This is a genomic window from Lactobacillus selangorensis, from assembly GCF_001437205.1.
Classification (GTDB): Bacteria; Bacillota; Bacilli; order Lactobacillales; family Lactobacillaceae; genus Paralactobacillus; species Paralactobacillus selangorensis.
The window spans coordinates 150,082-172,417 of record NZ_JQAZ01000004.1 but is presented as its reverse complement, the minus strand read 5'-3'; the positions used below and the strand labels follow the sequence as shown (position 1 = coordinate 172,417).

Sequence of the window (22,336 nt, the reverse complement as noted above, 5' to 3'; positions counted from 1 at the left end):
AGGTGCTTATTTCGAGTGGCGAAGTATGCACTATGGGAATTTTATTTCTCAGAGTAGCGAAGATGTGAGAGGTTGCGACACGCCCGGCCGCTTTGCCACGACAGACGTGACGGAAATTTTCACGGAGCAAGTCTACTAATGATAATAGACGAAGGAGGGAAAAACATGGCAAAACAAAAGATTCGCATTCGGTTAAAAGCATACGAACATCGTATCTTAGACCAATCTGCAACAAAGATTGTGGAAACAGCAAAGAGAACAGGTGCTACTATTTCAGGCCCAATCCCGCTGCCAACTGAACGGACACTCTACACGGTCCTCAGTTCACCACATAAGCATAAGGATGCACGTGAACAGTTCGAATTACGGACACACAAGCGTCTGATCGACATCATCAACCCAACACCAAAAACAGTTGACGCTTTGATGAAGCTTGACTTACCAAGCGGTGTCGATATTGAAATTAAGCTTTAATTTTTAATAAATTAAAAATACAAAAAATATTGGAGGTGTACTCATGACCAAAGGAATCTTAGGGAAAAAGGTAGGAATGACGCAAATCTTTGCCGATAACGGTGAATTAGTGCCCGTAACAGTTGTTGAAGCAACACCAAACGTTGTGTTACAAGTTAAGACAATGGAAAACGACGGTTACGAAGCTGTTCAGTTAGGCTTCAGCGATTTACGCGACGTATTGTCCAACAAACCTGCTAAAGGTCATGCAAGCAAAGCAAACACGACTCCTAAGCGCTACATTAAGGAATTCAAGGGTGTCGCGCTGGGAGACTACGAAGTAGGATCTGAAGTGAAAGTTGATACTTTTGCAGAAGGCGACATCGTTGATGTAACTGGTACAACAAAGGGTCATGGATACCAAGGTAACATTAAGCGGAACAACCAGTCACGTGGGCCAGAAACGCATGGGTCTCGTTACCATCGTGTACCTGGTTCAATGGGTTCCATTATCAACCGTGTCTTCAAAGGCAAGATCTTACCAGGTCGGATGGGTCATGACCGTGTCACGATTCAAAACCTTGAAATCGTTAAGGTCTTAACCGACAAGAATGTTTTACTCATCAAGGGTAACGTTCCAGGTGCTAAAAACTCAATGGTAATGGTTCGCTCTGCGATTAAAACAGGCAAACAAAAGAAAGCTAACAAATAAAGGAAGGAGGAACTAACGAATGGCAAATGTAACACTTTATAAACAAGACGGCAGCCAAAACGGTACCGTTGAATTAAATGATTCCGTTTGGGGCATTGAACCAAATGACAATGTTGTTGTTGACGCTGTGTTGATGCAACGTGCATCATCCCGTCAGGGAACACATGCAGTCAAGAATCGCTCCGCTGTTCGCGGTGGTGGTCGTAAGCCATGGCGTCAAAAGGGTACTGGTCGTGCTCGTCAGGGTTCAATCCGTTCACCACAATGGCGTGGCGGTGGTATCGTCTTCGGACCGACACCTCGTTCATATGCTTACAAATTACCACGTAAAGTTCGTCGCTTAGCATTAAAGTCCGTCCTTTCTCAGAAAGTGATCGACAACGACCTCTTAGTCATCGATTCATTACAATATGATGCACCGAAGACAAAAGACTTCGCCGCAATGTTAAACAAGATGAGCGTCACAACAAAGACTTTGGTTGTGCTTGAAGACGGAAATGATTTTGCTGCATTATCAGCACGCAACTTGGCTAACGTCAACGTAATCAATGCTGAAAGCGTCAATGTTCTTGACGTGATGGATGCAGACAAGATGATTCTTACTCAAGCCGCTCTTTCCAAGATTGAGGAGGTGCTTGCATAATGGAAGCACGCGATGTAATCTTACGTCCAGTTGTCACTGAAGCTTCAATGGCTGGAATGGACGACAAAAAGTATACATTTGATGTTGACGTACGTGCCGATAAAACACAAGTACGCCGTGCCGTTGAAGAAATTTTTGGCGTTAACGTCAAAAATGTGAACATCATGAATGTTCGCGGCAAGTTAAAGCGTCAGGGTCGCTACGCTGGTTACACAAAGAAACGTCGTAAGGCGATCGTAACCTTAACCCCTGATTCAAAAGAAATCAAAATTTTTGAAGATTAGTTTTTAAACGAAAATGAATGTAGGAGGGAAAAACCGTGGCGATTATTAAATATAAACCAACCACTAACGGCCGGCGTAACATGTCTGGTTCTGATTTCTCAGAAATCACAAAGACAACGCCTGAAAAGTCGTTATTGGAATCGCAAAGCCATACTGCCGGCCGTAATGCGCAAGGTCACATTACAGTTCGTCATCGTGGCGGAGGTCATAAACAAAAATACCGCATCATCGACTTCAAACGTCAAAAAGACGGCGTGAAGGCTACTGTTAAAGCAATCGAATATGATCCAAATCGGACCGCAAACATTGCTTTATTACAATATGCAGATGGTGTTAAAGCATACATCTTAGCTCCTAAGGGCTTAGTTGTTGGACAAACCGTTAAATCAGGCTCAGATGCTGATATCAAGGTTGGAAACACATTACCATTAGCAGATATTCCTGTTGGGACAACCATCCATAACATCGAATTGAAGCCTGGCAAGGGTGCTCAATTAGCTCGTTCTGCCGGTGCTTCTGCCCAGTTACTTGGTAAAGAAGGCGGCAAGTACGTTACAATCCGTTTGACATCAGGCGAAGTTCGTTTGATTCGTGCAGATTGCCGCGCAACTATCGGTGCCGTTGGTAACGAACAACATGAATTGATCAGTGTTGGTAAAGCCGGCCGCAAACGCTGGATGGGCTTCCGTCCAACTGTTCGTGGGTCAGTTATGAACCCTAACGACCATCCACATGGTGGTGGTGAAGGGAAAGCACCAATCGGTCGTCCATCACCTATGTCACCATGGGGTAAGAAGACTCTTGGTAAGAAGACTCGTAACAAGAAGTCACAAACAGAGAAATTCATCGTTCGTCATCGTAAAGGTAAGTAAAATACCAATTCGAGTGTTGTTCGTTAGGACACACTCATTTTCAAAGGAGGTTTCACAATGGGTCGTAGTTTGAAAAAAGGACCTTTTGCCGATGCATCGTTATTAAAGAAGATCGATGCACAACAAGGCAATGATAAGAAGCAAGTCATCAAGACTTGGTCACGTCGTTCAACCATTTTCCCAAGCTTCATCGGTTTCACGATCGCTGTTTATGATGGTCGGAAGCATGTCCCAGTTTATATCCAAGACGATATGGTCGGACATAAGTTAGGTGAATTCGTACCAACACGGACTTTCCATGGTCACGGTGGTGGCGACGACAAGAAAACAGCACCAGCAGCTCACTAGAAGGGAGATTGAATCATGGCTGATCAAATTACATCAGCAACTGCAACGGCAAAAACCGTTCGAATCGCACCTCGCAAAGCTCGCTTGGTCGTTGACTTGATTCGCGGTAAAAAAGTGGCCGAAGCACTTGCTATCTTGGAATTTACTCCAAGAGCAGGCTCACCGATCGTTGAAAAAGTATTGAAGTCAGCAGTTGCAAACGCTGAACATAACTACGATTTAGATGCTGAAAACTTGGTAGTAAGCAAAGTCTTTGTCAACGAAGGACCAACGCTCAAGCGTTTCCGTCCCCGTGCAAAGGGTTCAGCTTCACCAATCAACAAGCGTACAAGTCACATCACCGTCGTAGTATCTGAACAAGAATAAGGAGGGATAACGCGTGGGTCAGAAAATTAATCCAGTTGGTTTCCGTGTCGGCGTCATCCGCGACTGGGAAGCAAAATGGTATGCTGAAAAAGATTACTCAACTTTGCTTCTTGAAGATGTTAAGATTCGGGACTACATTAACAAACGTCTTGCCGACGCTTCTGTCTCGACCATCGAAATCGAACGCGCTGCAAATCGTGTGAACATTTCTATCCATACTGCTAAGCCTGGTATGGTAATTGGTAAGGGCGGATCAGAAGTCGAAGCATTACGCAAAGAATTAAATAAATTAACAGGTCGGAAAGTACACATCAATATTGTGGAAATCAAGAAGCCTGATTTAGATGCCAAATTAGTTGGTAAGAGCGTTGCTGAACAGCTCGAAGCACGTGTTGCTTTCCGCCGTGCAGAACGTCAAGCAATCCAACGTACAATGCGTGCCGGTGCTAAAGGAATCAAAATCCAAGTTTCCGGTCGTTTAAATGGTGCCGATATGGCTCGTCGTGAAAGCCATGCTGAAGGAACTGTTCCTTTGCATACTTTACGTGCCGATGTTGACTATTCTTGGGAAGAAGCCAAGACTACTTATGGTCAATTAGGCGTCAAGACTTGGATCTATCGTGGTGAAGTTTTGCCAGGTGCAAAGCGTCGTCCTGATGACGAAGGTTCAAGCGGCAACCGTAACAATGGCCGTAACCGTCGTTACAACAACCGGAACAATCGTTCCAATAATAACCGTTCCAACAACAATCGGAAGGGAGGAAACTAATCAATGTTAGTACCTAAACGTGTAAAGCATCGCCGCGAATTCCGTGGTAAAATGCGTGGTGCAGCTAAAGGCGGCAAAACTGTTGCTTTTGGTGAATACGGTCTTGAAGCATTGGAATCACATTGGATTTCCAACCGTCAGATCGAAGCTGCTCGTGTCGCAATGACACGTTATATGAAGCGTGGTGGGAAAGTATGGATTCGTATTTTCCCGCAAAAGTCCTACACTGCTAAAGGTGTTGGGGTACGTATGGGTTCTGGGAAAGGTGCACCAGCTGGCTGGGTAGCCGTTGTCAAGCGTGAAAAGATCATGTTTGAAATTGCTGGTGTTTCTGAAGAAACTGCTCGTGAAGCTTTACGGCTTGCATCGAACAAGCTCCCGATCCGTACCAAGTTTGTTAAACGCAGCGATCAGGAAGTAGGTGGCGATACTCATGAAGGCTAAAGAAATTAGTAACTTAACCACTGATGAAATGGTTGAAAAAGAAAAGCAATATAAAGACGAATTGTTTAACCTGCGCTTCCAACAAGCCACTGGTCAGCTTGAAAATACTGCCCGTTTAAAGCAAGTTCGGAAGAATATCGCACGGATCAAGACTGTCTTACGTCAGCAAGAATTAGATAAATAATTAACGGAAAGGAGTTCTTATCTTGAGTGAAACAAGCGTAAATCGTAACCATCGTAAAATCTACCAAGGTCGTGTCACATCAGACAAGATGGACAAGACGATTACCGTAGAAGTTTCGACCACGAAACAACATCCCGTTTATGGGAAGCGGATCAAGTATTCGAAGAAATACTACGCACATGATGAAAACAACGAAGCTAAGACTGGCGACGTTGTCCGCATCATGGAAACTCGTCCTCTTTCAGCTAAAAAGCGGTTCCGTTTATTAGATATCGTTGAAAAGGCAGTTCGCGTCTAAACGATAATTTTCCAATTTGAAGGGAGGACCTCGAAGTGATTCAACAAGAAAGTCGGTTAAAAGTCGCTGACAACTCCGGTGCCCGTGAACTTTTAGTCATCAAGGTTTTAGGTGGCTCTAAGCGTAAGTACGGTAACGTCGGTGATGTGGTAGTTGCTACTGTTAAACAGGCAACACCAGGTGGCGTTGTCAAAAAGAGTGACGTTGTCAAAGCTGTTATTGTACGGACCAAGCAGGGCGCTCGTCGTGCGGACGGTTCTTACATCAAGTTTGATGAAAATGCTGCTGTTATTATCAACGCAGATAAAAGCCCGCGTGGAACACGTATCTTTGGACCCGTTGCCCGTGAATTACGTGGCGGCGATTTCATGAAGATCGTTTCCTTAGCGCCAGAAGTTCTTTAATTTAAGTCCTACAATAAGGAGGTGCGTCATTCGATGTTTGTCAAAACAGGCGATAAAGTCAAAGTCATTAGCGGCAAAGATAAGGGCAAAGAAGGCACAGTTTTAAAAGTGCTGCCTAAAGCAAACCGCGTTGTCGTTGAAGGTGTTCATAAAATCAAGAAGCACCAAAAGCCAAGTACAACGAATCCTCAAGGTGGGATCGTCGATACTGAAGGACCAATTGACGTTTCAAACGTTATGTTGATCGACCCATCTAACAACGAAGCCACACGTGTTGGCTACGAAGTTAAAGATGGTAAAAAAGTTCGTATTTCAAAGAAAACAGGTAAAGCAATCGATTAAGCAATCGTTTGGAAAGGAGGAAATCTGAAGTAATGGTCGTAAACAGTTTAAAAGAACAATATACGAAGGACATTACCCCTGCCATGATGAAGAAGTTCGATTATTCATCTGTCATGCAAGTGCCCAAGGTCGATAAGATCGTTTTAAACATGGGTGTCGGCGATGCTGTCACCAATTCTAAGAACTTAGACGAAGCTGTTGATGAATTAACTTTGATCTCTGGCCAAAAGCCATTGGTTACGAAAGCTAAGAAGTCAATCGCTGGTTTCCGCTTACGTGAAGGAATGCCAATCGGGGCAAAAGTTACTTTACGCGGTGAAAGAATGTATGATTTCTTAGATAAGTTAATCAATATCGCGTTACCACGTGTTCGTGATTTCCGTGGGGTCAGCACAAAGTCATTTGATGGCCGTGGAAACTACACATTGGGTATCCGTGAACAGTTGATTTTCCCTGAAATCGATTATGATCAGGTTAACCGTGTCCGTGGCTTGGATGTTGTCATTGTTACAACTGCCAACACAGATGAGGAATCACGTGAATTATTATCAGAATTTGGGATGCCATTCGCTAAATAAGCGAATCTCCCCAGTTCAGAATTGAGAAAGCTAGCTGCGTAATGCGTAGCTAAAGGAGGTTAAATCAACAATGGCCATGACTGATCCAATTGCAGATTATCTGACACGTATTCGTAACGCGAACATGGTGCGCCATGATTCTGTCGAAATTCCTGCTTCAAAAATCAAGAAAGAAATGTCTAAGATTTTAAAGCGTGAAGGTTTCGTACGCGACGTTGAATACATTGATGATAACAAACAAGGCATGATCCGTTTATTCTTAAAGTATGGTAAGGATAAGGAACGTGTCATCACCGGCTTGAAGCGTATTTCAAAGCCAGGTTTACGTGTGTATGTTAAATCAGACGATGTTCCTAAGGTATTAAACGGCTTAGGAATCGCTATCATTTCGACTAGCGAAGGCGTTATGACAGACAAAGAAGCACGCGCTAAAGATATCGGCGGCGAAGTGCTCGCTTACGTTTGGTAATTATTTCAATCAATAAGGAGGTGTCGTTAAAGTGAGTCGTATCGGTAATAAAGTTATTACACTTCCAGCTGGTGTCACAGTGTCCCAAAAGGGCAATGATGTCACTGTCAAGGGCCCGAAAGGCGAATTGACACGCGCAATCGATCCAATTATCGAAATGCACGTTGATGGAAACGAAGTTAGTTTTACGCGTCCTAGCGACGACTACAAAGCTATTCACGGGACAACACGTGCCAATGTGAACAACATGGTGATCGGTGTTACCGAAGGATACAAGAAAGATTTGAAGTTAGTCGGTGTTGGTTACCGTGCCCAAATGAAGGGTAAGAACCTTGTCTTGAGTGTTGGTTATTCTCATCCAGTTGAAATGACTGCACCAGAAGGCATCGAAGTAGCCGTACCATCTAACACCGAAATCACGGTTAGCGGAATTAGCAAACAACGTGTTGGCCAATTCGCAGCTGAAATCCGTGCCGTTCGGTCGCCAGAACCTTACAAAGGCAAGGGTATCCGTTATGTCAACGAATACGTTCGTCGTAAGGAAGGTAAGACTGGTAAGTAGTAACGCAGCTTAAAGCTGATGATTAAAATTTAGAGGTGAACATTGTGATTTCAAAACCAGACAAGAATAAAACACGTCAGAAGCGTCATGCACGTGTTCGTGGAAAAATCTCTGGGACTGCTGAGCGCCCACGCTTGAACGTATTTCGTTCTAATAAAAACATCTACGCGCAATTAATTGATGACGTAGCGGGTGTCACGCTCGCAAGTGCCTCATCCATTGATAAAGACTTAAACGCTAGTGGTACAAAGACAGAAGAAGCAGCCGAAGTTGGCAAGTTGTTAGCGCAACGTGCAACAGAAAAGGGCTACAAGGACGTTGTCTTTGACCGTGGCGGCTATCTCTATCATGGTCGCGTTCAAGCTTTAGCTGAAGCTGCTCGTGAAAACGGACTGGAATTCTAGAGAAAAGGAGGAACACCCATTTATGGCTTATGTTGATCCAAGTCATTTAGACTTAGAAGATCGTGTTGTTACGATTAACCGTGTTACTAAAGTTGTTAAAGGTGGCCGTCGTCTTCGTTTCGCTGCAATCGTTATTGTTGGCGATAAGAATGGTCATGTTGGCTTTGGTACAGGTAAAGCACAAGAAGTACCAGAAGCAATTCGCAAGGCTGTTGAAGCTGCCAAGAAGGAATTGATCACTGTACCGATGGTTGGGACAACCTTGCCTCATGAAGTGATTGGCCATTACGGCGCTGGTAAAGTAATGTTAAAGCCAGCCGTTGAAGGTTCTGGTATTTCTGCTGGTGGCGCCGTTCGTGCCGTCATGGAATTAGCCGGTGTCGGTGATGTGACAAGTAAGTCACTCGGCCGTAACACACCTATTAACGTGATTCGTGCGACGATGGATGGTCTGAAACAATTGAAGACCGCCGATCAGATTGCACAGTTACGTGGTGTTTCTGTACAAAGCTTAACAGACTAGGAGGATTGCAAAGATGGCTAAGCAATTAAAAATTACTTTAAAGCGTAGTGTTGCACATCGCATTCCCGAACAACGTAAAGTTGTTAAAGCTCTTGGTCTTGGCCGGATTAACAGTTCGGTTGTTAAGCCCAATAATGCGGCAACACGTGGTGCAGTTGTAAAGATTGCCCACTTAGTTAGTGTCGAAGAAGTTAACGATTAATCCGAATCTATCAATAAGGAGGTGCCTACTTAATGAAATTGCATGAATTACAACCAAGTGCCGGTTCCCGTCATGCGCGCAAGCGTTTAGGTCGTGGGACTTCATCTGGCCAAGGTAAGACTGCAGGCCGTGGGACAAAAGGTCAATTATCACGTCAGGGTGGTAAGACTCGTTTAGGTTTCGAAGGTGGCCAAATGCCATTATTCCGTCGGATGCCAAAACGTGGTTTTAAAAACATCAACCGCAAAGAATATGCTGTTGTCAATTTAGGTGACTTGAACCGTTTCGATGACGGTACATCAGTTACACCAGCCTTGCTTGTTGAATCAGGTTTGGTCAAAAAAGAATTGAACGGTATCAAACTCTTGGCTAACGGCAAACTTGAAAAGAAGTTAACAATCCAAGTTAACAAATATTCAAATGCTGCTAAAGAAGCTGTCGAAGCTGCTGGCGGTTCAATTGAGGTGATCTAATGCTGCGGACCCTCAAAAACGCATTTAAAGTCAAAGACATTCGCAATAAAATTCTCTTTACTTTATTCGTTTTGATCATCTATCGTCTAGGCGCGCAAATTACTGTTCCTGGTGTCAATGCTGCGTCATTGACGAAACTGGGTTCGACTGGGTTGATTTCATTACTGGATACTGTCAGTGGTGGGGGATTGGCAAACTATTCCATCTTCTCGATGGGAGTTTCGCCATTCATTACCGCACAGATCGTGATTCAGTTGTTACAAATGGATATCGTCCCTAAATTTGTCGAATGGAGTAAGCAAGGTGAAGTGGGTCGGCGCAAGTTGAATCAAGTCACGCGATACTTGACGATTGTTCTGGCTTTCGTCCAGTCAATTGGGATTACCGCTGGCTTTAATGCTTTAAGCGGAATGGGATTGGTTAAAACCCCTAACGTTTGGACCTTCGTCAGCATCGGTATCCTCTTAACGGGTGGTACGATGTTGCTGACATGGCTCGGCGAACAGATCACTGATAAAGGGATCGGTAACGGGGTTTCCATGATCATCTTCGCTGGTATTATCGCCAAGCTCCCATCTGGGCTCTATTCGCTTTATCAGGAACAGGTTCAGGATGCAAATCCTGGCGATCAATGGCAGGGATGGTTATTTCTGATCGGCCTGGTCATTATTATTTTGATCGTCGTTCAGTTTGTAACCTATGTACAACAAGCCCAGCGGAAGATCCCGATTCAATATACACGTCGAGAAACCGATGCTGGGGATAGCAGTTATTTACCGTTGCGTGTCAACGTGGCCGGTGTGATTCCTGTTATCTTCGCAAGTTCATTTATCGTGACGCCACAGACGATTCTGATGGCCTTTCAAAATTCACATGCTGATGATACGTGGTTCAAAGTATTGAGCAACATCTTCAGTATGCAGACCTTGACTGGGGATATCGTTTATACCGCCTTGATCATTTTGTTCACGTTCTTCTATGCCTTTGTTCAGGTCAACCCTGAAAAAGTCGCAGATAACTTAACAAAACAGGGCAGTTATATTCCTGGTGTTTGGCCTGGGAAGGAAACTGAAAAGTATCTTTCTGGTGTCTTGATGCGGTTATCAGTTGTTGGGTCGCTCTTCTTAGGTTTCATTGCCTTAGTACCATTACTGGCATCGAACTTAGGCGGATTGCCTCAATCAATCGGTCTTGGTGGGACGAGTCTTCTGATCGTCGTCGGGGTTGCGCTTGAAACCGACCGTCAATTAGAGGGATTGTTGATGAAGCGTCATTATGTCGGCTTCATTCGTTCCGAGCGGCCGAAGGATTTAGATGAAAACTAGCGAACTCGGAAAAGTGTGACTCGTTTCATAAAGAATCACATCAAAGTTATTCGCTAAAATGAGGAGGATGAAAACGTGAATCTCATTTTAATGGGACTTCCGGGAGCTGGTAAGGGGACACAAGCTGAAAAGATTGTCGATGCTTATCAGATTCCTCACATTTCCACTGGAGATATGTTTCGTGCCGCGATGGCTGACAAAACTGAATTAGGTTTAAAAGCCAAGTCTTTCATTGATAATGGAAACTTGGTGCCTGATGATGTGACGGATGGCATTGTGAAAGAACGGCTCGCACAGCCGGATACCAAGGTTGGCTATCTGTTGGATGGCTTCCCACGGACGATCGAGCAGGCCAAGGCGCTCGAGGTCATGACCACTGAATTGGATAAACCAGTTGATGCTGTGATCAATATCGATGTCGACCCTGATTCATTGGTCGAACGCTTGTCCGGACGGTATATCTGCAAAAACTGTGGTGCCACTTATCATAAGATTTATAACCCGACAACGGTTGAAGGAACATGCGATCGTTGTGGTGGTCATGAATTCTTCCAACGGGAAGATGATAAGCCTGAAACGGTCAAAAATCGGTTGAAGGTCAACATCGAAATGAACACGCCATTGCTTGACTTTTATACCAAGCGTGGTCTGTTGCATACGGTGAATGGCAATCAAGAGATTGATGACGTATTCAAGGACATTCAAAACATTTTAGCAACAATTCAACAATAGAGCCTGATCTCCTACAAGCGACTTGTAGTCAGATATGTTGTGGGAGAGGATCTTAGGCACCTTGGCAAAGTCGAGTACTTGTGATATAATGTCGCAGTATGACGAAAGGTGAGGTGCGTACAGCTCTCACCATTTTTATATGGAACTTATTCAAACCCACAACATAAGGAGGTTCTTTTGCGTGGCAAAAGAAGATGTAATTGAGGTTGAAGGCACTGTCGTGGATACATTACCCAACGCAATGTTTAAAGTAAAATTACAAAACGATGCAACGATTCTGGCACATGTTTCAGGGAAGATCCGGATGCATTACATCCGTATTCTCCCTGGTGACCGTGTCACTGTCGAATTGTCACCCTATGATCTGACCAAAGGCCGCATTACTTATCGGTTTAAGTAATCTGGCTTTGGCGATCTCGTTTCAAGGAGGCTTATCAATATGAAAGTACGTCCATCTGTTAAAAAGATGTGTGAACACTGCAAAGTCGTAAAGCGCAAAGGTCGCGTTATGATTATTTGCTCAGCAAACCCGAAGCATAAACAACGCCAAGGTTAAGATAAAATCATTTAATATGGAGGTGTAACTCAATGGCTCGTATCGCAGGTGTCGATTTACCCCGTGATAAGCGAATCGTAATCGGTTTGACTTATATCTACGGAATTGGTGATACACGTGCTAAGGAAATCTGCAAGAATGCAGGTGTTTCCGAAGATATTCGTGTAAAAGATTTAACACCAGAACAAGAAGAAGCATTACGTATGCAAGTTGACAATTACAAAGTCGAAGGTGACCTTCGTCGTGACGTCAACATGGACATCAAACGTCTGCAAGAAATCGGTTCATACCGTGGCATGCGTCATCGTCGTGGTCTGCCCGTTCGTGGACAAAACACAAAGAACAATGCCCGTACTCGTAAGGGCAAGAAGACCTCAATCGCAGGCAAGAAAAAATAGTTAAGGGAGGTTAGCAATTTATGGCAACTCGTAAGAAAACAACGCGTAAACGCCGTACCAAAAAGAATATTGAATCTGGCGTTGCACATATTCATTCTACCTTTAACAACACCTTGATCATGATCACAGACCCACAAGGGAATGCGATTGCTTGGTCCTCAGCTGGTGCTTTAGGTTTCAAAGGTAGTCGGAAGTCAACACCATTTGCTGCACAAATGGCTGCTGAAGCTGCTGCAAAGGAATCAATGGAACATGGCATGAAGACTGTCGAGGTTGCAGTTAAAGGACCAGGTTCTGGCCGTGAAGCCGCAATCCGTTCATTACAAGCAACAGGTCTTGAAGTCACAGCTATTCGTGATGTGACACCAGTTCCTCATAATGGGTCTCGTCCCCCGAAGCGCCGTCGTGTTTAATTTGGGTTCCGCTTCATTTTGAGTCAAACTGAAACGTGTTCACGTATTGACACTTCTCGTTTTGAAAGGGGTAAAGGATAAGAATGATTGAATTTGAAAAACCAAACATTACGAAAGTTGACGAAAATACCAACTATGGTAAATTTGTTGTCGAACCGCTTGAGCGTGGCTATGGGACTACTTTAGGGAACTCACTTCGTCGAATTCTCTTATCTTCCTTACCAGGGGCTGCTGTGACGGATGTTCAGATTGATGGCGTTTTGCATGAGTTCTCCACTATTGATGGAGTCGTGGAAGATGTTACGCAAATCATCCTCAACATTAAGAAGCTTGCGATCAAGATGGAAGGCGAAGAAGATCGGACGATCGAACTCGATGTGACAGGTCCAGCCAAAGTAACGGCTGCTGACATTCATACCGATGCCGATGTCGAAATTCTGAATCCAGATCTTTATCTGTGCACTGTTTCTGATGGCGGCAGTATTCATGCACGCATGACCGTTAAAAAGGGTCGCGGGTATGATTCCTGGAAAGAAAACAAGTCCGAAGATATGCCAATTGGCGTCTTACCGATCGACTCGATCTATACCCCGATCAGTCGTGTCAACTATCAAGTTGAGAGTACTCGTGTGGGACGTCGTAGCGATTACGATAAATTAACATTGGATGTTTGGACAAATGGTTCGATTTCTCCTCGTGAAGCCATCAGTTTGGCTGCGAAGATCTTAACGGAACATTTGGCGATCTTTGTCAACCTGACCGATGAAGCTAAGAATGCTGAGATTATGGTTGAAAAAGAGGAAACGCATAAAGAAAAGATGCTTGAGATGACGATCGAAGAACTCGATCTCTCGGTTCGTTCTTATAACTGCTTGAAGCGTGCGGGTATCAATACGGTTCAGGAATTAACAGATAAGACGGAAGCCGATATGATGAAGGTTCGGAACCTCGGGCGTAAGTCACTTGAAGAAGTTAAGCAGAAGCTGGCTGATTTAGGTTTATCTTTACGCAAAGAAGATTAAATAGAAGACACAAAGGAGGGATTTCCTGATGAGTTACCGGAAATTAGGCCGTGACAGTGCCCACCGTAAGGCTATGTTACGCAACTTAACAACTGATCTGATCATCAACGAACGCATCGTGACAACTGAAACACGTGCTAAAGAAGTACGCAAAGCAGTTGAAAAGATGATCACTTTAGGTAAACGCGGCGATTTACATGCTCGTCGTCAAGCTGCATCTTTTGTAATTGATGAAATTGCCGATGTCAAAGAAGACGGCGACAACGTTGTGGTTCAATCCGCATTACAGAAGTTGTTCAGTGACATTGCACCTCGTTACGCAGATCGCAAAGGTGGCTACACACGCATCTTAAAGACAGCTCCTCGTCGTGGCGATGCTGCACCAATGTCAATTATTGAATTTGTTTAAGATCACTTTGAAACTCTGAAAGGCGCGTAATGGCGCTTTTCTTTCAATCATTTGATGATTCAATCGGGCGTTACGATGATGGAAGGACCTTGTTTGTCTTTCTCAGTCTAGCTCGGGGATCCATCTTCGGATGGGTGCCATCATCATTTGTTATACATATCACGCTAGGTCGCAAAAAAGAGTCAGGACAAATTGTTCTGACTCTTTTTTGATTCCATTTTTAATGACATTCGTGTCATTAAAACGTGCAAGTGATGATTGTTCTGTGGTAAAATGTAACAGAATTCTGTTTTCAGGAAATGGGGGTGTATCGGCATGACAAAAGCGATTGAAGTACAGAATCTATCGTTTCGTTATTCAGAAGAGGCCAAACGGAACGCCATTCAAGATATGAGCTTCACAATTGAAAATGATGAATGGGTAGCCATTATCGGTCACAATGGGAGTGGTAAGAGTACACTGGCAAAGTCAATCGACGGGCTGCTGCCGCTTGAAAAAGGGACCATTATTGTTAATGGAATCGAATTAAGCGAAGCAAATTTGTGGCAGGTGCGGGATCAGATTGGAATGGTCTTTCAGAATCCGGATAACCAGTTTGTCGGGGCCACTGTTGAAGATGATGTTGCCTTTGGGCTTGAAAATCGCGGTGTGCCCCGTGCTGAAATGGTACAGCGGGTGCAGGATGCCTTGCAGCGCGTCAATATGACTGCATTTGCCACACGCGAGCCGGCCCATCTTTCTGGGGGGCAGAAACAGCGTGTCGCCTTGGCGGGCATCATCGCTGTTCGTCCGCAGATTCTGATTCTGGATGAAGCAACGAGTATGCTGGATCCGAAGGGACGGCAGGATGTTTTAGCGACCATTCGACAATTAAAGGCAGAGACACATATGACCGTGCTGTCCATTACCCATGACATTGATGAGGCGGCTAGTGCTGACCGGATCCTCGTCATCGATGACGGTCAATTGAAACAGCAGGGCACGCCGGCTGAAATTTTTCGCTATGGCAGTCGTTTGATTAAAATGGGGCTGGACGTCCCGTATACGGCTAAAGTGGCGGAAGACTTAAGCACAGCGGGTGTGGCACTCCCCAGCCAGTTTTTAGATGAAAGTGAGTTGGCGCAGACATTATGGACATTACATTCACAAATGTAGATTACACTTATCAGGCCAACACACCGTTTCAAGGCGTCGGCCTGAGGGATATCAATCTGACGATTCATGGCGGCTCGTATACGGCGATTATCGGGCATACTGGCAGCGGCAAATCAACGTTACTGCAGCATTTGAATGCTTTGCTGAAACCGACGGCCGGAACCGTCCAGATTGGGGATCGGACGATTACACCTGCCACGAATAATAAAAATTTAAAACCAATTCGACAGAAAGTCGGGATGGTGTTCCAATTTCCAGAAAGCCAATTGTTTGAAGAAACGGTGCTGAAGGATATTGCCTTTGGACCGCAAAATTTCGGGATGAGTGCCGACAAAGCCCATCAGCGAGCTGAAGAAATGGCAGAGTTGGTCGGGTTGCCTAAAGAAACGTGGGAACAGTCGCCGTTTGACCTCTCTGGGGGCCAGATGCGGCGGGTTGCCATTGCTGGTGTGCTGGCGATGCAGCCAGAATATCTGGTCCTGGATGAACCGTCGGCAGGACTTGATCCATTGGGGCGGCAGGAAATGATGGACTTATTTAATAAATTGCACCGTGAAAATGGATTGACCATTGTGCTCGTGACGCATCAAATGGATGATGTCGCTAATTATGCCGATCAGGTTGTCGTTATGGAACATGGTCAGGTGATTCGAACCGGCACACCACGCGAAATCTTTGCAAATGAGCAGTGGCTGGTCGACAAGCAGCTGGGGGTACCGAAAACAACGCATTTTGCCGAAGTGCTCAAACAGCAGGGCTTCCAGTTCGAGCCGTTGCCATTGACAGAGGATGAATTGGTGACGGCTTTGCTGCCACAGCTGCTTCGTCAGGGAGGTGCGGCCAATGAATAAGCTTCTGATTGGGCGTTATATTCCTGGCAATTCATTTGTGCACCGGCTCGATCCTCGTACGAAACTGCTGGCCAGCTTTTATTACATCGGAATTATCTTCTTAGCGGATAATTGGCAGACGTATCTGGTCCTGTTGCTGTTCACCTTGGCGGCGATTGCCATGTCCAAAATCAAGCTCGGGTTCTTCTGGAAAGGGGTGCGGCCGTTAATCTGGCTGATTCTCTTTACAGTCCTCCTGCAGGTCTTCTTTACACAAGGCGGCCATGTTTATTGGCACTGGGGGATTTTTACGCTAAGCCAGTACGGTTTGATTAACGGGACGTATATCTTCGTTCGGTTTGTGCTGATTATTTTCATGTCGACGCTGCTAACGTTAACGACCCCGCCATTGGCTTTGGCGGATGCGGTCGAATATATTTTGTATCCATTGAAATATGTGCATTTTCCCGTTTATGAAGTTGCCTTGATGCTATCGATTGCCTTGCGGTTTGTACCGACATTGATGGATGAAACGGAGAAAATCATGAACGCTCAACGAGCACGTGGGGTCGATTTCGGCGAAGGAAGTCTGATGCAGCGGATTAAGTCGTTAGTGCCATTGCTGATTCCGTTGTTTGTCAGCAGTTTCAACCGAGCCGATGATCTGGCAACGGCGATGGAGGCACGTGGCTATCGAGGCGGCGAAGGCCGCAGCAAATTCCGAATCTTGAAATGGCATGCCGCTGACCGCTGGGTCGGACTGAGTTTTATTGTTTTGACGATTATTTTGATTGTTTTAAGATAAAACGCTGCGGAGCGCCGCAACGTTTTCTTTTTTGAAAATGAGGAGGTTCTTTTTTGACACGTTACAAAGTAACTATGGCCTATGACGGGACCTTATTCCATGGCTTTCAATCGCAGCCTAAGCAGCGCACCGTTCAGGGTGTCATTGAAAAGGCACTCTACAAGATGAGCAAAGGACAGCACATCACTGTGTATGGGTCTGGTCGGACGGATGCCGGGGTGCATGCGTACGGACAGGTGATTCATTTTGACTATCCGCAGGAGTTGCCGGCGCGCAATATGCTTTTGGCGTTAACTTCATTGTTGCCGTTAGACACTGAATTACTAGATTGCCAGATTGTTGATGAAAATTTTCATGCCCGTTATAGTGTGCGGGGCAAACGCTACATGTACCGTGTCGATCGAGGACGGTTCACCGATCCTTTTACACGTCATTACACTGGTCATTTTCCCTATCCAGTCGATATTGAAAAAATGAAAATTGCTTTAAAGGATGTTGAAGGTACCCATGACTTTACCAGTTTTGCGGCTTCAGGCGGCGTGATTAAGAATAAGGTGCGGACAATCTATCAGGCCACAGTACGAGAAGAACCCGCCACGAATGAATTGATTTTTGAATTCTATGGCAATGGGTTCCTGTATAATATGGTCCGGATTCTGGTGGCAACACTGCTTGAAATTGGACGGGGCAAACGGCCGGTGCATGACTTCTTGCGATTGTACGAAGTTAAGGACCGCCAGCAGGCTCGGATGACGGCTCCGGCTAGCGGCCTGTACTTGAAAGAAGTTTACTACGATGACGAACTGCATTTAAAAAACGATTGACTTATGTAGCGATTCTCGTTAAACTAGTAGTTGGTATTGTTTACCCCACGATAGGCCCCGGAAAATCTATTGAGTGTGTAAACAAACACAGAAATTGGAGGAAATCACCTTGCGTACAACTTATATGGTAAAACCAGCTGACATCGAACGCAAATGGTACATCTTGGATGCAACGGACGTCTCTTTAGGCCGTTTGTCTTCTGCAGCTGCAACCATCTTGCGCGGTAAAAATAAACCTACCTTTACACCTAATGTGGATACCGGTGATAATGTCATCATTATCAACGCTTCCAAAGTTAAACTGACAGGGCACAAAGCAACTCGTAAGCTCTATCGTCACCATTCCGGTCATCCGGGTGGTTTAAAGACGATCACGGCCGGCGAATTATTAGCCGAAAACCCAGTTCGTTTGATTGAAAATTCCGTTAAGGGTATGCTTCCAACCAAGAATACATTGGGTCACCAACAATTCTTGAAGTTGCATGTTTATGCAGGCGCAGAACATGATAACGCTGCTCAAAAGCCGGAATTACTCGACATTAACAGCTTAATCTAAGGAGGATTCTACATTGGCACAAGTAACTTATAGCGCTACAGGCCGTCGTAAGAACTCCACTGCCCGCGTACGTTTGGTACCAGGCACTGGTAAAATCACCATGAACGGCAAGGATGTTTCAGATTACATCCCATTCGATAACTTGATTCTTGATATGCGGCAGCCATTTGCCGTTACAGAAACTGAAGGCAGCTACGACGTTTTGGTTAACGTTCGTGGCGGCGGTTTCTCCGGCCAAGCCGGTGCAACCCGTCATGGCATTGCACGTGCATTGCTGACAGTTGACCCTGATTTCCGTGGTCCTTTGAAGCGTGCTGGTCTCTTAACACGTGACCCACGTATGAAGGAACGTAAGAAATATGGTCTCAAGAAGGCTCGTAAAGCAAGCCAGTTCTCAAAGCGTTAATATTTATATCAACGTTACAACACCACTCTCGGAACGGAGTGGTGTTTTTTTGTGCCCAAATCGGTCTTAGGTGCCTGTACACATTTTCAGCGAAGGGCGTAAAATAAAGAAGAACAAATTGAAGTTTGAAAAGTGGGGGCTTTTCAAGTTTAAAGGGGTATTGAAGATGAAGAGTTGGTGGGTTACAAATTTAATCTGGGTCGGTGCGTTGATTGCCGGTGTAATTTACGTTGAAGTTCGTAAAGTCGATGGTGCTGGGATTGTTCAGACAGCGGCGACTCGACAGAGTGCATTGATTGGGTTAGTGATCACCTTTGCAATGGTTGTGATCATGCAGCTGATCTGGTGGCTGTTTGCACGTAAATAGCTTTAAAAAAAGTTTAAATCGAGACGCCACAATCATTGCATTTTCATGGGCGTGCTATGATAAAAAGGCAGGATAATGAGATATGGAAGGGATGTTACATGTGCTCGCAGCTGAAGTGAGTTCCAACGCCAAAATTGCGATTGCGATCGGACTGATCGTGTTTATCGTCTTATTTTTTAAATTGATTGTCGGTTTCATTAAATTTTGTTTCCGCCATCCGTTCATCTTTATCATCTTATTGATCTGCGGTGGCTTAGGTTTTGGGTTTAATTTTCTGCTGGGCGGGATTATTGTAATTGCCGCACTAGTGGGTGGAGTTGTCTTTTGGCTCCTGAATGAGTTTAATCAATAACGTCTATTAAAAAAACGAGGAATGCTCCTAACAAGCGTTCCTCGTTTTATTTTGGAAAAATTAGTTGATCTTTCGTTTCGGATTGAGCAGGTTCATCGGGTCAAATAAATCTTTGATTTGATGCTGAATCATATCGACGTCGCCGCCGAGTTCGGCATTGTTCCATTGATTTTTCAACATGCCGACTGCATGTTCACCCGAAATGGTGCCGCCCATTTCAAGGGTCTTATGGAACATCAGCTGTAAGGCTTCAACGATTTTATCGGGGACCTTCTTCTGATCGGATGGCCAGATCAGAGTCGGATGTACGTTCCCGTCACCAGCATGGCCGGCGGTGTAGATCGTCAAGTCCATTTTTTCGCCTAAATCATGGATATAATCCATCATGGGAGCTAATTTCGACAATGGCACAGCCATGTCTTCCATGATGTGGTTATGCCCAGCAAAGACGGCTGGCAGCATGTCCTGACGCATTTTGGTCAGTTGTGCCTGCTTGTCTGCGTCGGTGGCAATGTTGACGTCAGCAGCGTTGTACTTCTTGAGGATGTCCTGCAGTTTAGCGACGGCTTCCGGCGTTTGATTTTCGACTTTGAAGATCAGCATTGAACCGCTATTATCAGCATAATGGGTCCCTTCATAGTCATCGAGTGCTTTGATAGTCGTCGCATCCATGGCTTCAAGCATGCTGACATCGATTCCGGAAGTGCGAATTTCGGTGACGGCCTGAGCCAAACGTGTCATTGTGTCGAAGAAAGCAGACCCCATTAACGGTTTGCCCAATGGAATTGGTAGTAATTTGACGACGATTTCGGTGATGATGCCCAAGGTTCCTTCAGAACCGACGAATAACTGGGTTAAATCATAACCGTAAGCTTGTTTCAGAGTCCGGCCGCCGACTTTAATTTCACGGCCGTCCGTCAGAACAACTTTTAAGCCAAGTACGTTGTCTTTGGTGGCACCGTATTTAACGGTGCTCATTCCGCCGGCATTCGTCGCGACGTTACCGCCGATTCCGGAGATTTTCTTAGAGCCTGGGTCCGGTGCATAAAACATCCCTTGCTTGCGGGCCTCCGTATCGAGGTCGCCGTTGATGACGCCGGGTTGAACGACAGCTAACGAATCGGCTTTATCGATTTCGATGATTTTATTCGTCTTCTTGGTCGAAAGAATGAAGGCGCCAGTGATTCCGTCGGCGCCGATGACAGTGCTGGTGAATTGATCCTGCGGAATGACCGGAATGTGGAATTTGCGCGCAGTGGCCATGACGCCTTTAACGTCTTCGGAGGTCTGTGCTTCGATGTAGGCTAAGGCCAAACCGCTATCATCATCGCTGAGATTCGGACTGAAGGATTGTTTCTTTAAAATATCGTAATTGGTAAATACTTCACCATCCGGCACGTGGGCTTCGAGAAAATCGAAGACATCTTGGTCGGAGAAAGCTTTAAAAGTTGTCATGCATGGACACTTCTTTCTTGATAATAAAATTCAATCAGTAACAGGAGTAGCGCTAAAATAAAGGTAACGCCGATCGCCAGATGAAAGCCGGTCACAAACGAAGCCGGCAGGCTGGCAACCATGATCATGATAGTGTTGAAAAAGGAACCAGAGATCTGGCGCAACGAGTTGTTCAAAGCTGTCGCATGGTTCAGATTCTGGGGTGAAACAGATTTGAAAGCTTCGGTTGTGGCTGGGGTGACCAGCAGGCTAATCCCAAACATTCGAACAGCATAGCACAGAGTGATCCATAAGCTTCCTGTGCGATCGCTAAAGAAGAAAAAGGGAAAGCAGGACAGTAAGACAATCCCAATGCCGCTGATTACTAGCCAGCGAATCCCGTAACGATCATAGAGACGGCCCACAAAGGGCGCACAAATCGCCGTTAACGCCGCACCGGGCAACATCATCAACCCCGCATTGAGGGCTGAGATATGCAGCACATTTTCCGTAAATAACGGCAATAGTGTTTCGGTCCCCATCATAATTCCAAAGACAAGCATGATGAAGAGGGTCATCGCTCTGAAACTGTGATTCCCCAGCAACCGCAAGTTGAGGAACGGCATCTGCAAGTGGAATTGGCGCTTGACAAACAACCACGTGATCAAGGCTCCTGTTACGAATAGAATAACACCAATCAGCGGCGATGTGCTAATAAATGAAAAACTGGCTAACAGGAGGCCCAAGCCGACGAGCGATTCGAACAATGAAATGAGGTCGATGTGAACCGATTGCGGCGTCGAGTAGTTGGGCATAATGAACCAGGCCGCAATTAAAATGAGGATGGTAATCGGCAGCGTTAAGCTGAATAAAGCATGCCAGTCTAAATAATTGATAATGATACCAGACAAGGTGGGTCCGATCGCCGGTGCCGCAGAAATAGTCAGGCCGACGTAACCCATGATGGAACCACGCTGTTCTAATGGATAGATCGACATTAGCAGGATCTGGGTCAAAGTGACGATGATGCCGCCAGCGGCCGCCTGAATCAGCCGGGCAGCTAAAATGACCCAAAAGGATGTTGAAAGGGCGCCCAGCAAGGAGCCGCAAGTAAAGATAAAGGTTAGTCCCATAAATAACGGCCGGTTATTGAATTTCTCGTATAACAAGGCTGAAACAGGCGTCATAATTCCTAAAACAAGAACGTAGCCAGTGGTCAGCCATTGGGCCAAGTTGAGACCGACATGCATTGCGGACACCATTTGCGGCAAGGCCGTCACCATTAAGGTCTGATTGAGGGTGGCGGTAAACGACATACTTAATAAAATAAGCAATAGAAAGGTTCGTTTTTGTTTTGTGATGATAATTCCTCCCTAAAAAGTGGTAAAATAAAAATGATTAAAATAGTTAACTAGGAAACTA

At 45.3% G+C, this 22,336-nt stretch carries 38 protein-coding genes; 36 read left to right on the top strand and 2 right to left on the bottom strand.

The annotated features are described in order from the left end of the window. The first annotated feature begins 165 nt into the window (after nucleotides 1-165). The 36 genes from rpsJ to IV40_RS06845 all read left to right on the top strand — a co-directional run bounded on the left by rpsJ (nucleotide 166) and on the right by IV40_RS06845 (nucleotide 19,480). Nucleotides 166-474 carry a 30S ribosomal protein S10 gene (gene rpsJ, locus IV40_RS07020; RefSeq protein WP_057769921.1) on the top strand — a complete coding sequence of 103 codons (309 nt, stop codon included), beginning with the start codon at nucleotides 166-168 and terminating at the stop codon, nucleotides 472-474. A gap of 43 nt (nucleotides 475-517) precedes the next feature. Beyond that, entirely contained in the window at nucleotides 518-1,165 is a 648-nt protein-coding gene (gene rplC / locus IV40_RS07015; RefSeq protein ID WP_057769916.1) for a 50S ribosomal protein L3, read from the top strand. Nucleotides 1,166-1,184: 19 nt separating this feature from the next. After that, complete coding sequence (rplD, locus tag IV40_RS07010; RefSeq protein ID WP_057769913.1) at nucleotides 1,185-1,808, top strand: 50S ribosomal protein L4; 624 nt, start codon at nucleotides 1,185-1,187, stop codon at nucleotides 1,806-1,808. Then, nucleotides 1,808-2,092, top strand: a complete 285-nt coding sequence (gene rplW / locus IV40_RS07005) for a 50S ribosomal protein L23 (RefSeq protein WP_057769909.1) — start codon at nucleotides 1,808-1,810, stop codon at nucleotides 2,090-2,092. Before rplD ends, rplW begins: the two co-directional genes overlap by 1 nt. Before the next feature lie 35 nt (nucleotides 2,093-2,127). Further along, nucleotides 2,128-2,964 (top strand): 50S ribosomal protein L2, encoded by an 837-nt coding sequence (gene rplB, locus IV40_RS07000; protein WP_057769907.1) that lies wholly within the window; start codon nucleotides 2,128-2,130, stop codon nucleotides 2,962-2,964. 57 nt (nucleotides 2,965-3,021) lie between these two features. Continuing rightward, nucleotides 3,022-3,312: a 30S ribosomal protein S19 gene (rpsS, locus tag IV40_RS06995; RefSeq protein WP_057769900.1), complete on the top strand. Its 291-nt coding sequence runs from the start codon at nucleotides 3,022-3,024 to the stop codon at nucleotides 3,310-3,312. A gap of 15 nt (nucleotides 3,313-3,327) precedes the next feature. Next, nucleotides 3,328-3,678 (top strand): 50S ribosomal protein L22, encoded by a 351-nt coding sequence (rplV, locus tag IV40_RS06990; RefSeq protein WP_057769893.1) that lies wholly within the window; start codon nucleotides 3,328-3,330, stop codon nucleotides 3,676-3,678. Between the two features lie 13 nt (nucleotides 3,679-3,691). Next, complete coding sequence (rpsC, locus tag IV40_RS06985; RefSeq protein WP_057769886.1) at nucleotides 3,692-4,447, top strand: 30S ribosomal protein S3; 756 nt, start codon at nucleotides 3,692-3,694, stop codon at nucleotides 4,445-4,447. Between the two features lie 3 nt (nucleotides 4,448-4,450). Further along, on the top strand, nucleotides 4,451-4,891 hold the full coding sequence (gene rplP / locus IV40_RS06980; protein WP_057769882.1) for a 50S ribosomal protein L16: 441 nt from the start codon (nucleotides 4,451-4,453) through the stop codon (nucleotides 4,889-4,891). Further along, nucleotides 4,881-5,075: a 50S ribosomal protein L29 gene (rpmC, locus tag IV40_RS06975; RefSeq protein WP_057769880.1), complete on the top strand. Its 195-nt coding sequence runs from the start codon at nucleotides 4,881-4,883 to the stop codon at nucleotides 5,073-5,075. Before rplP ends, rpmC begins: the two co-directional genes overlap by 11 nt. A gap of 22 nt (nucleotides 5,076-5,097) precedes the next feature. After that, complete coding sequence (gene rpsQ, locus IV40_RS06970) at nucleotides 5,098-5,373, top strand: 30S ribosomal protein S17 (RefSeq protein ID WP_082617810.1); 276 nt, start codon at nucleotides 5,098-5,100, stop codon at nucleotides 5,371-5,373. A gap of 35 nt (nucleotides 5,374-5,408) precedes the next feature. After that, complete coding sequence (gene rplN / locus IV40_RS06965; RefSeq protein ID WP_057769875.1) at nucleotides 5,409-5,777, top strand: 50S ribosomal protein L14; 369 nt, start codon at nucleotides 5,409-5,411, stop codon at nucleotides 5,775-5,777. A gap of 33 nt (nucleotides 5,778-5,810) precedes the next feature. Continuing rightward, the gene (gene rplX, locus IV40_RS06960) at nucleotides 5,811-6,119 is read left to right on the top strand and encodes a 50S ribosomal protein L24 (RefSeq protein WP_057769869.1); all 309 of its coding nucleotides are present in this window, start codon (nucleotides 5,811-5,813) and stop codon (nucleotides 6,117-6,119) included. Nucleotides 6,120-6,151: 32 nt separating this feature from the next. After that, on the top strand, nucleotides 6,152-6,697 hold the full coding sequence (rplE, locus tag IV40_RS06955) for a 50S ribosomal protein L5 (protein WP_057769865.1): 546 nt from the start codon (nucleotides 6,152-6,154) through the stop codon (nucleotides 6,695-6,697). A 70-nt stretch (nucleotides 6,698-6,767) separates the two neighbouring features. After that, nucleotides 6,768-7,166, top strand: coding sequence for a 30S ribosomal protein S8 (gene rpsH / locus IV40_RS06950; protein ID WP_057769860.1), 399 nt, complete (start codon nucleotides 6,768-6,770; stop codon nucleotides 7,164-7,166). A gap of 31 nt (nucleotides 7,167-7,197) precedes the next feature. Next, complete coding sequence (gene rplF, locus IV40_RS06945) at nucleotides 7,198-7,728, top strand: 50S ribosomal protein L6 (protein WP_057769853.1); 531 nt, start codon at nucleotides 7,198-7,200, stop codon at nucleotides 7,726-7,728. A gap of 35 nt (nucleotides 7,729-7,763) precedes the next feature. After that, the gene (gene rplR / locus IV40_RS06940; protein WP_057769850.1) at nucleotides 7,764-8,132 is read left to right on the top strand and encodes a 50S ribosomal protein L18; all 369 of its coding nucleotides are present in this window, start codon (nucleotides 7,764-7,766) and stop codon (nucleotides 8,130-8,132) included. Between the two features lie 22 nt (nucleotides 8,133-8,154). Continuing rightward, nucleotides 8,155-8,655 (top strand): 30S ribosomal protein S5, encoded by a 501-nt coding sequence (gene rpsE / locus IV40_RS06935; protein WP_057769846.1) that lies wholly within the window; start codon nucleotides 8,155-8,157, stop codon nucleotides 8,653-8,655. A gap of 13 nt (nucleotides 8,656-8,668) precedes the next feature. After that, entirely contained in the window at nucleotides 8,669-8,857 is a 189-nt protein-coding gene (rpmD, locus tag IV40_RS06930; RefSeq protein WP_057769844.1) for a 50S ribosomal protein L30, read from the top strand. Between the two features lie 32 nt (nucleotides 8,858-8,889). Beyond that, nucleotides 8,890-9,330: a 50S ribosomal protein L15 gene (rplO, locus tag IV40_RS06925; RefSeq protein ID WP_057769842.1), complete on the top strand. Its 441-nt coding sequence runs from the start codon at nucleotides 8,890-8,892 to the stop codon at nucleotides 9,328-9,330. Then, nucleotides 9,330-10,655 carry a preprotein translocase subunit SecY gene (gene secY, locus IV40_RS06920; RefSeq protein WP_057769840.1) on the top strand — a complete coding sequence of 442 codons (1,326 nt, stop codon included), beginning with the start codon at nucleotides 9,330-9,332 and terminating at the stop codon, nucleotides 10,653-10,655. Before rplO ends, secY begins: the two co-directional genes overlap by 1 nt. Nucleotides 10,656-10,730: 75 nt before the next feature. Next, complete coding sequence (locus IV40_RS06915; RefSeq protein WP_057769838.1) at nucleotides 10,731-11,387, top strand: adenylate kinase; 657 nt, start codon at nucleotides 10,731-10,733, stop codon at nucleotides 11,385-11,387. A 181-nt stretch (nucleotides 11,388-11,568) separates the two neighbouring features. Then, nucleotides 11,569-11,787: a translation initiation factor IF-1 gene (infA, locus tag IV40_RS06910; protein WP_057769836.1), complete on the top strand. Its 219-nt coding sequence runs from the start codon at nucleotides 11,569-11,571 to the stop codon at nucleotides 11,785-11,787. 39 nt (nucleotides 11,788-11,826) lie between these two features. After that, the gene (gene rpmJ / locus IV40_RS06905) at nucleotides 11,827-11,943 is read left to right on the top strand and encodes a 50S ribosomal protein L36 (protein WP_057769834.1); all 117 of its coding nucleotides are present in this window, start codon (nucleotides 11,827-11,829) and stop codon (nucleotides 11,941-11,943) included. A 32-nt stretch (nucleotides 11,944-11,975) separates the two neighbouring features. Beyond that, nucleotides 11,976-12,341, top strand: a complete 366-nt coding sequence (rpsM, locus tag IV40_RS06900; RefSeq protein WP_057769832.1) for a 30S ribosomal protein S13 — start codon at nucleotides 11,976-11,978, stop codon at nucleotides 12,339-12,341. A 20-nt stretch (nucleotides 12,342-12,361) separates the two neighbouring features. Then, the gene (gene rpsK / locus IV40_RS06895; RefSeq protein ID WP_057769830.1) at nucleotides 12,362-12,754 is read left to right on the top strand and encodes a 30S ribosomal protein S11; all 393 of its coding nucleotides are present in this window, start codon (nucleotides 12,362-12,364) and stop codon (nucleotides 12,752-12,754) included. Between the two features lie 83 nt (nucleotides 12,755-12,837). After that, nucleotides 12,838-13,776, top strand: coding sequence for a DNA-directed RNA polymerase subunit alpha (locus IV40_RS06890; RefSeq protein WP_057769829.1), 939 nt, complete (start codon nucleotides 12,838-12,840; stop codon nucleotides 13,774-13,776). 28 nt (nucleotides 13,777-13,804) lie between these two features. Further along, nucleotides 13,805-14,185, top strand: coding sequence for a 50S ribosomal protein L17 (rplQ, locus tag IV40_RS06885; protein ID WP_057769827.1), 381 nt, complete (start codon nucleotides 13,805-13,807; stop codon nucleotides 14,183-14,185). 315 nt (nucleotides 14,186-14,500) lie between these two features. Continuing rightward, nucleotides 14,501-15,340 carry an energy-coupling factor ABC transporter ATP-binding protein gene (locus IV40_RS06880; protein WP_057769825.1) on the top strand — a complete coding sequence of 280 codons (840 nt, stop codon included), beginning with the start codon at nucleotides 14,501-14,503 and terminating at the stop codon, nucleotides 15,338-15,340. Next, nucleotides 15,316-16,191 carry an energy-coupling factor ABC transporter ATP-binding protein gene (locus tag IV40_RS06875; protein ID WP_057769824.1) on the top strand — a complete coding sequence of 292 codons (876 nt, stop codon included), beginning with the start codon at nucleotides 15,316-15,318 and terminating at the stop codon, nucleotides 16,189-16,191. Before IV40_RS06880 ends, IV40_RS06875 begins: the two co-directional genes overlap by 25 nt. Then, on the top strand, nucleotides 16,184-16,975 hold the full coding sequence (locus IV40_RS06870) for an energy-coupling factor transporter transmembrane component T family protein (protein WP_057769822.1): 792 nt from the start codon (nucleotides 16,184-16,186) through the stop codon (nucleotides 16,973-16,975). Before IV40_RS06875 ends, IV40_RS06870 begins: the two co-directional genes overlap by 8 nt. Nucleotides 16,976-17,028: 53 nt before the next feature. After that, nucleotides 17,029-17,799, top strand: a complete 771-nt coding sequence (gene truA, locus IV40_RS06865) for a tRNA pseudouridine(38-40) synthase TruA (RefSeq protein WP_082617811.1) — start codon at nucleotides 17,029-17,031, stop codon at nucleotides 17,797-17,799. A gap of 109 nt (nucleotides 17,800-17,908) precedes the next feature. After that, complete coding sequence (gene rplM / locus IV40_RS06860) at nucleotides 17,909-18,355, top strand: 50S ribosomal protein L13 (RefSeq protein ID WP_057769820.1); 447 nt, start codon at nucleotides 17,909-17,911, stop codon at nucleotides 18,353-18,355. A gap of 13 nt (nucleotides 18,356-18,368) precedes the next feature. Continuing rightward, entirely contained in the window at nucleotides 18,369-18,761 is a 393-nt protein-coding gene (gene rpsI / locus IV40_RS06855) for a 30S ribosomal protein S9 (RefSeq protein ID WP_057769818.1), read from the top strand. Nucleotides 18,762-18,927: 166 nt separating this feature from the next. Beyond that, nucleotides 18,928-19,128, top strand: a complete 201-nt coding sequence (locus IV40_RS06850) for a DUF3923 family protein (RefSeq protein ID WP_082617812.1) — start codon at nucleotides 18,928-18,930, stop codon at nucleotides 19,126-19,128. 82 nt (nucleotides 19,129-19,210) lie between these two features. After that, entirely contained in the window at nucleotides 19,211-19,480 is a 270-nt protein-coding gene (locus IV40_RS06845; RefSeq protein WP_236698000.1) for a hypothetical protein, read from the top strand. Between the two features lie 60 nt (nucleotides 19,481-19,540). Here IV40_RS06845 and IV40_RS06840 read toward each other — a convergent pair whose 3' ends face one another. After that, the gene (locus IV40_RS06840; RefSeq protein WP_057769816.1) at nucleotides 19,541-20,935 is read right to left on the bottom strand and encodes an FAD-binding oxidoreductase; all 1,395 of its coding nucleotides are present in this window, start codon (nucleotides 20,933-20,935) and stop codon (nucleotides 19,541-19,543) included. Beyond that, nucleotides 20,932-22,248: a DHA2 family efflux MFS transporter permease subunit gene (locus IV40_RS06835; RefSeq protein WP_057769813.1), complete on the bottom strand. Its 1,317-nt coding sequence runs from the start codon at nucleotides 22,246-22,248 to the stop codon at nucleotides 20,932-20,934. Before IV40_RS06835 ends, IV40_RS06840 begins: the two co-directional genes overlap by 4 nt. Nucleotides 22,249-22,336 lie beyond the last annotated feature (88 nt).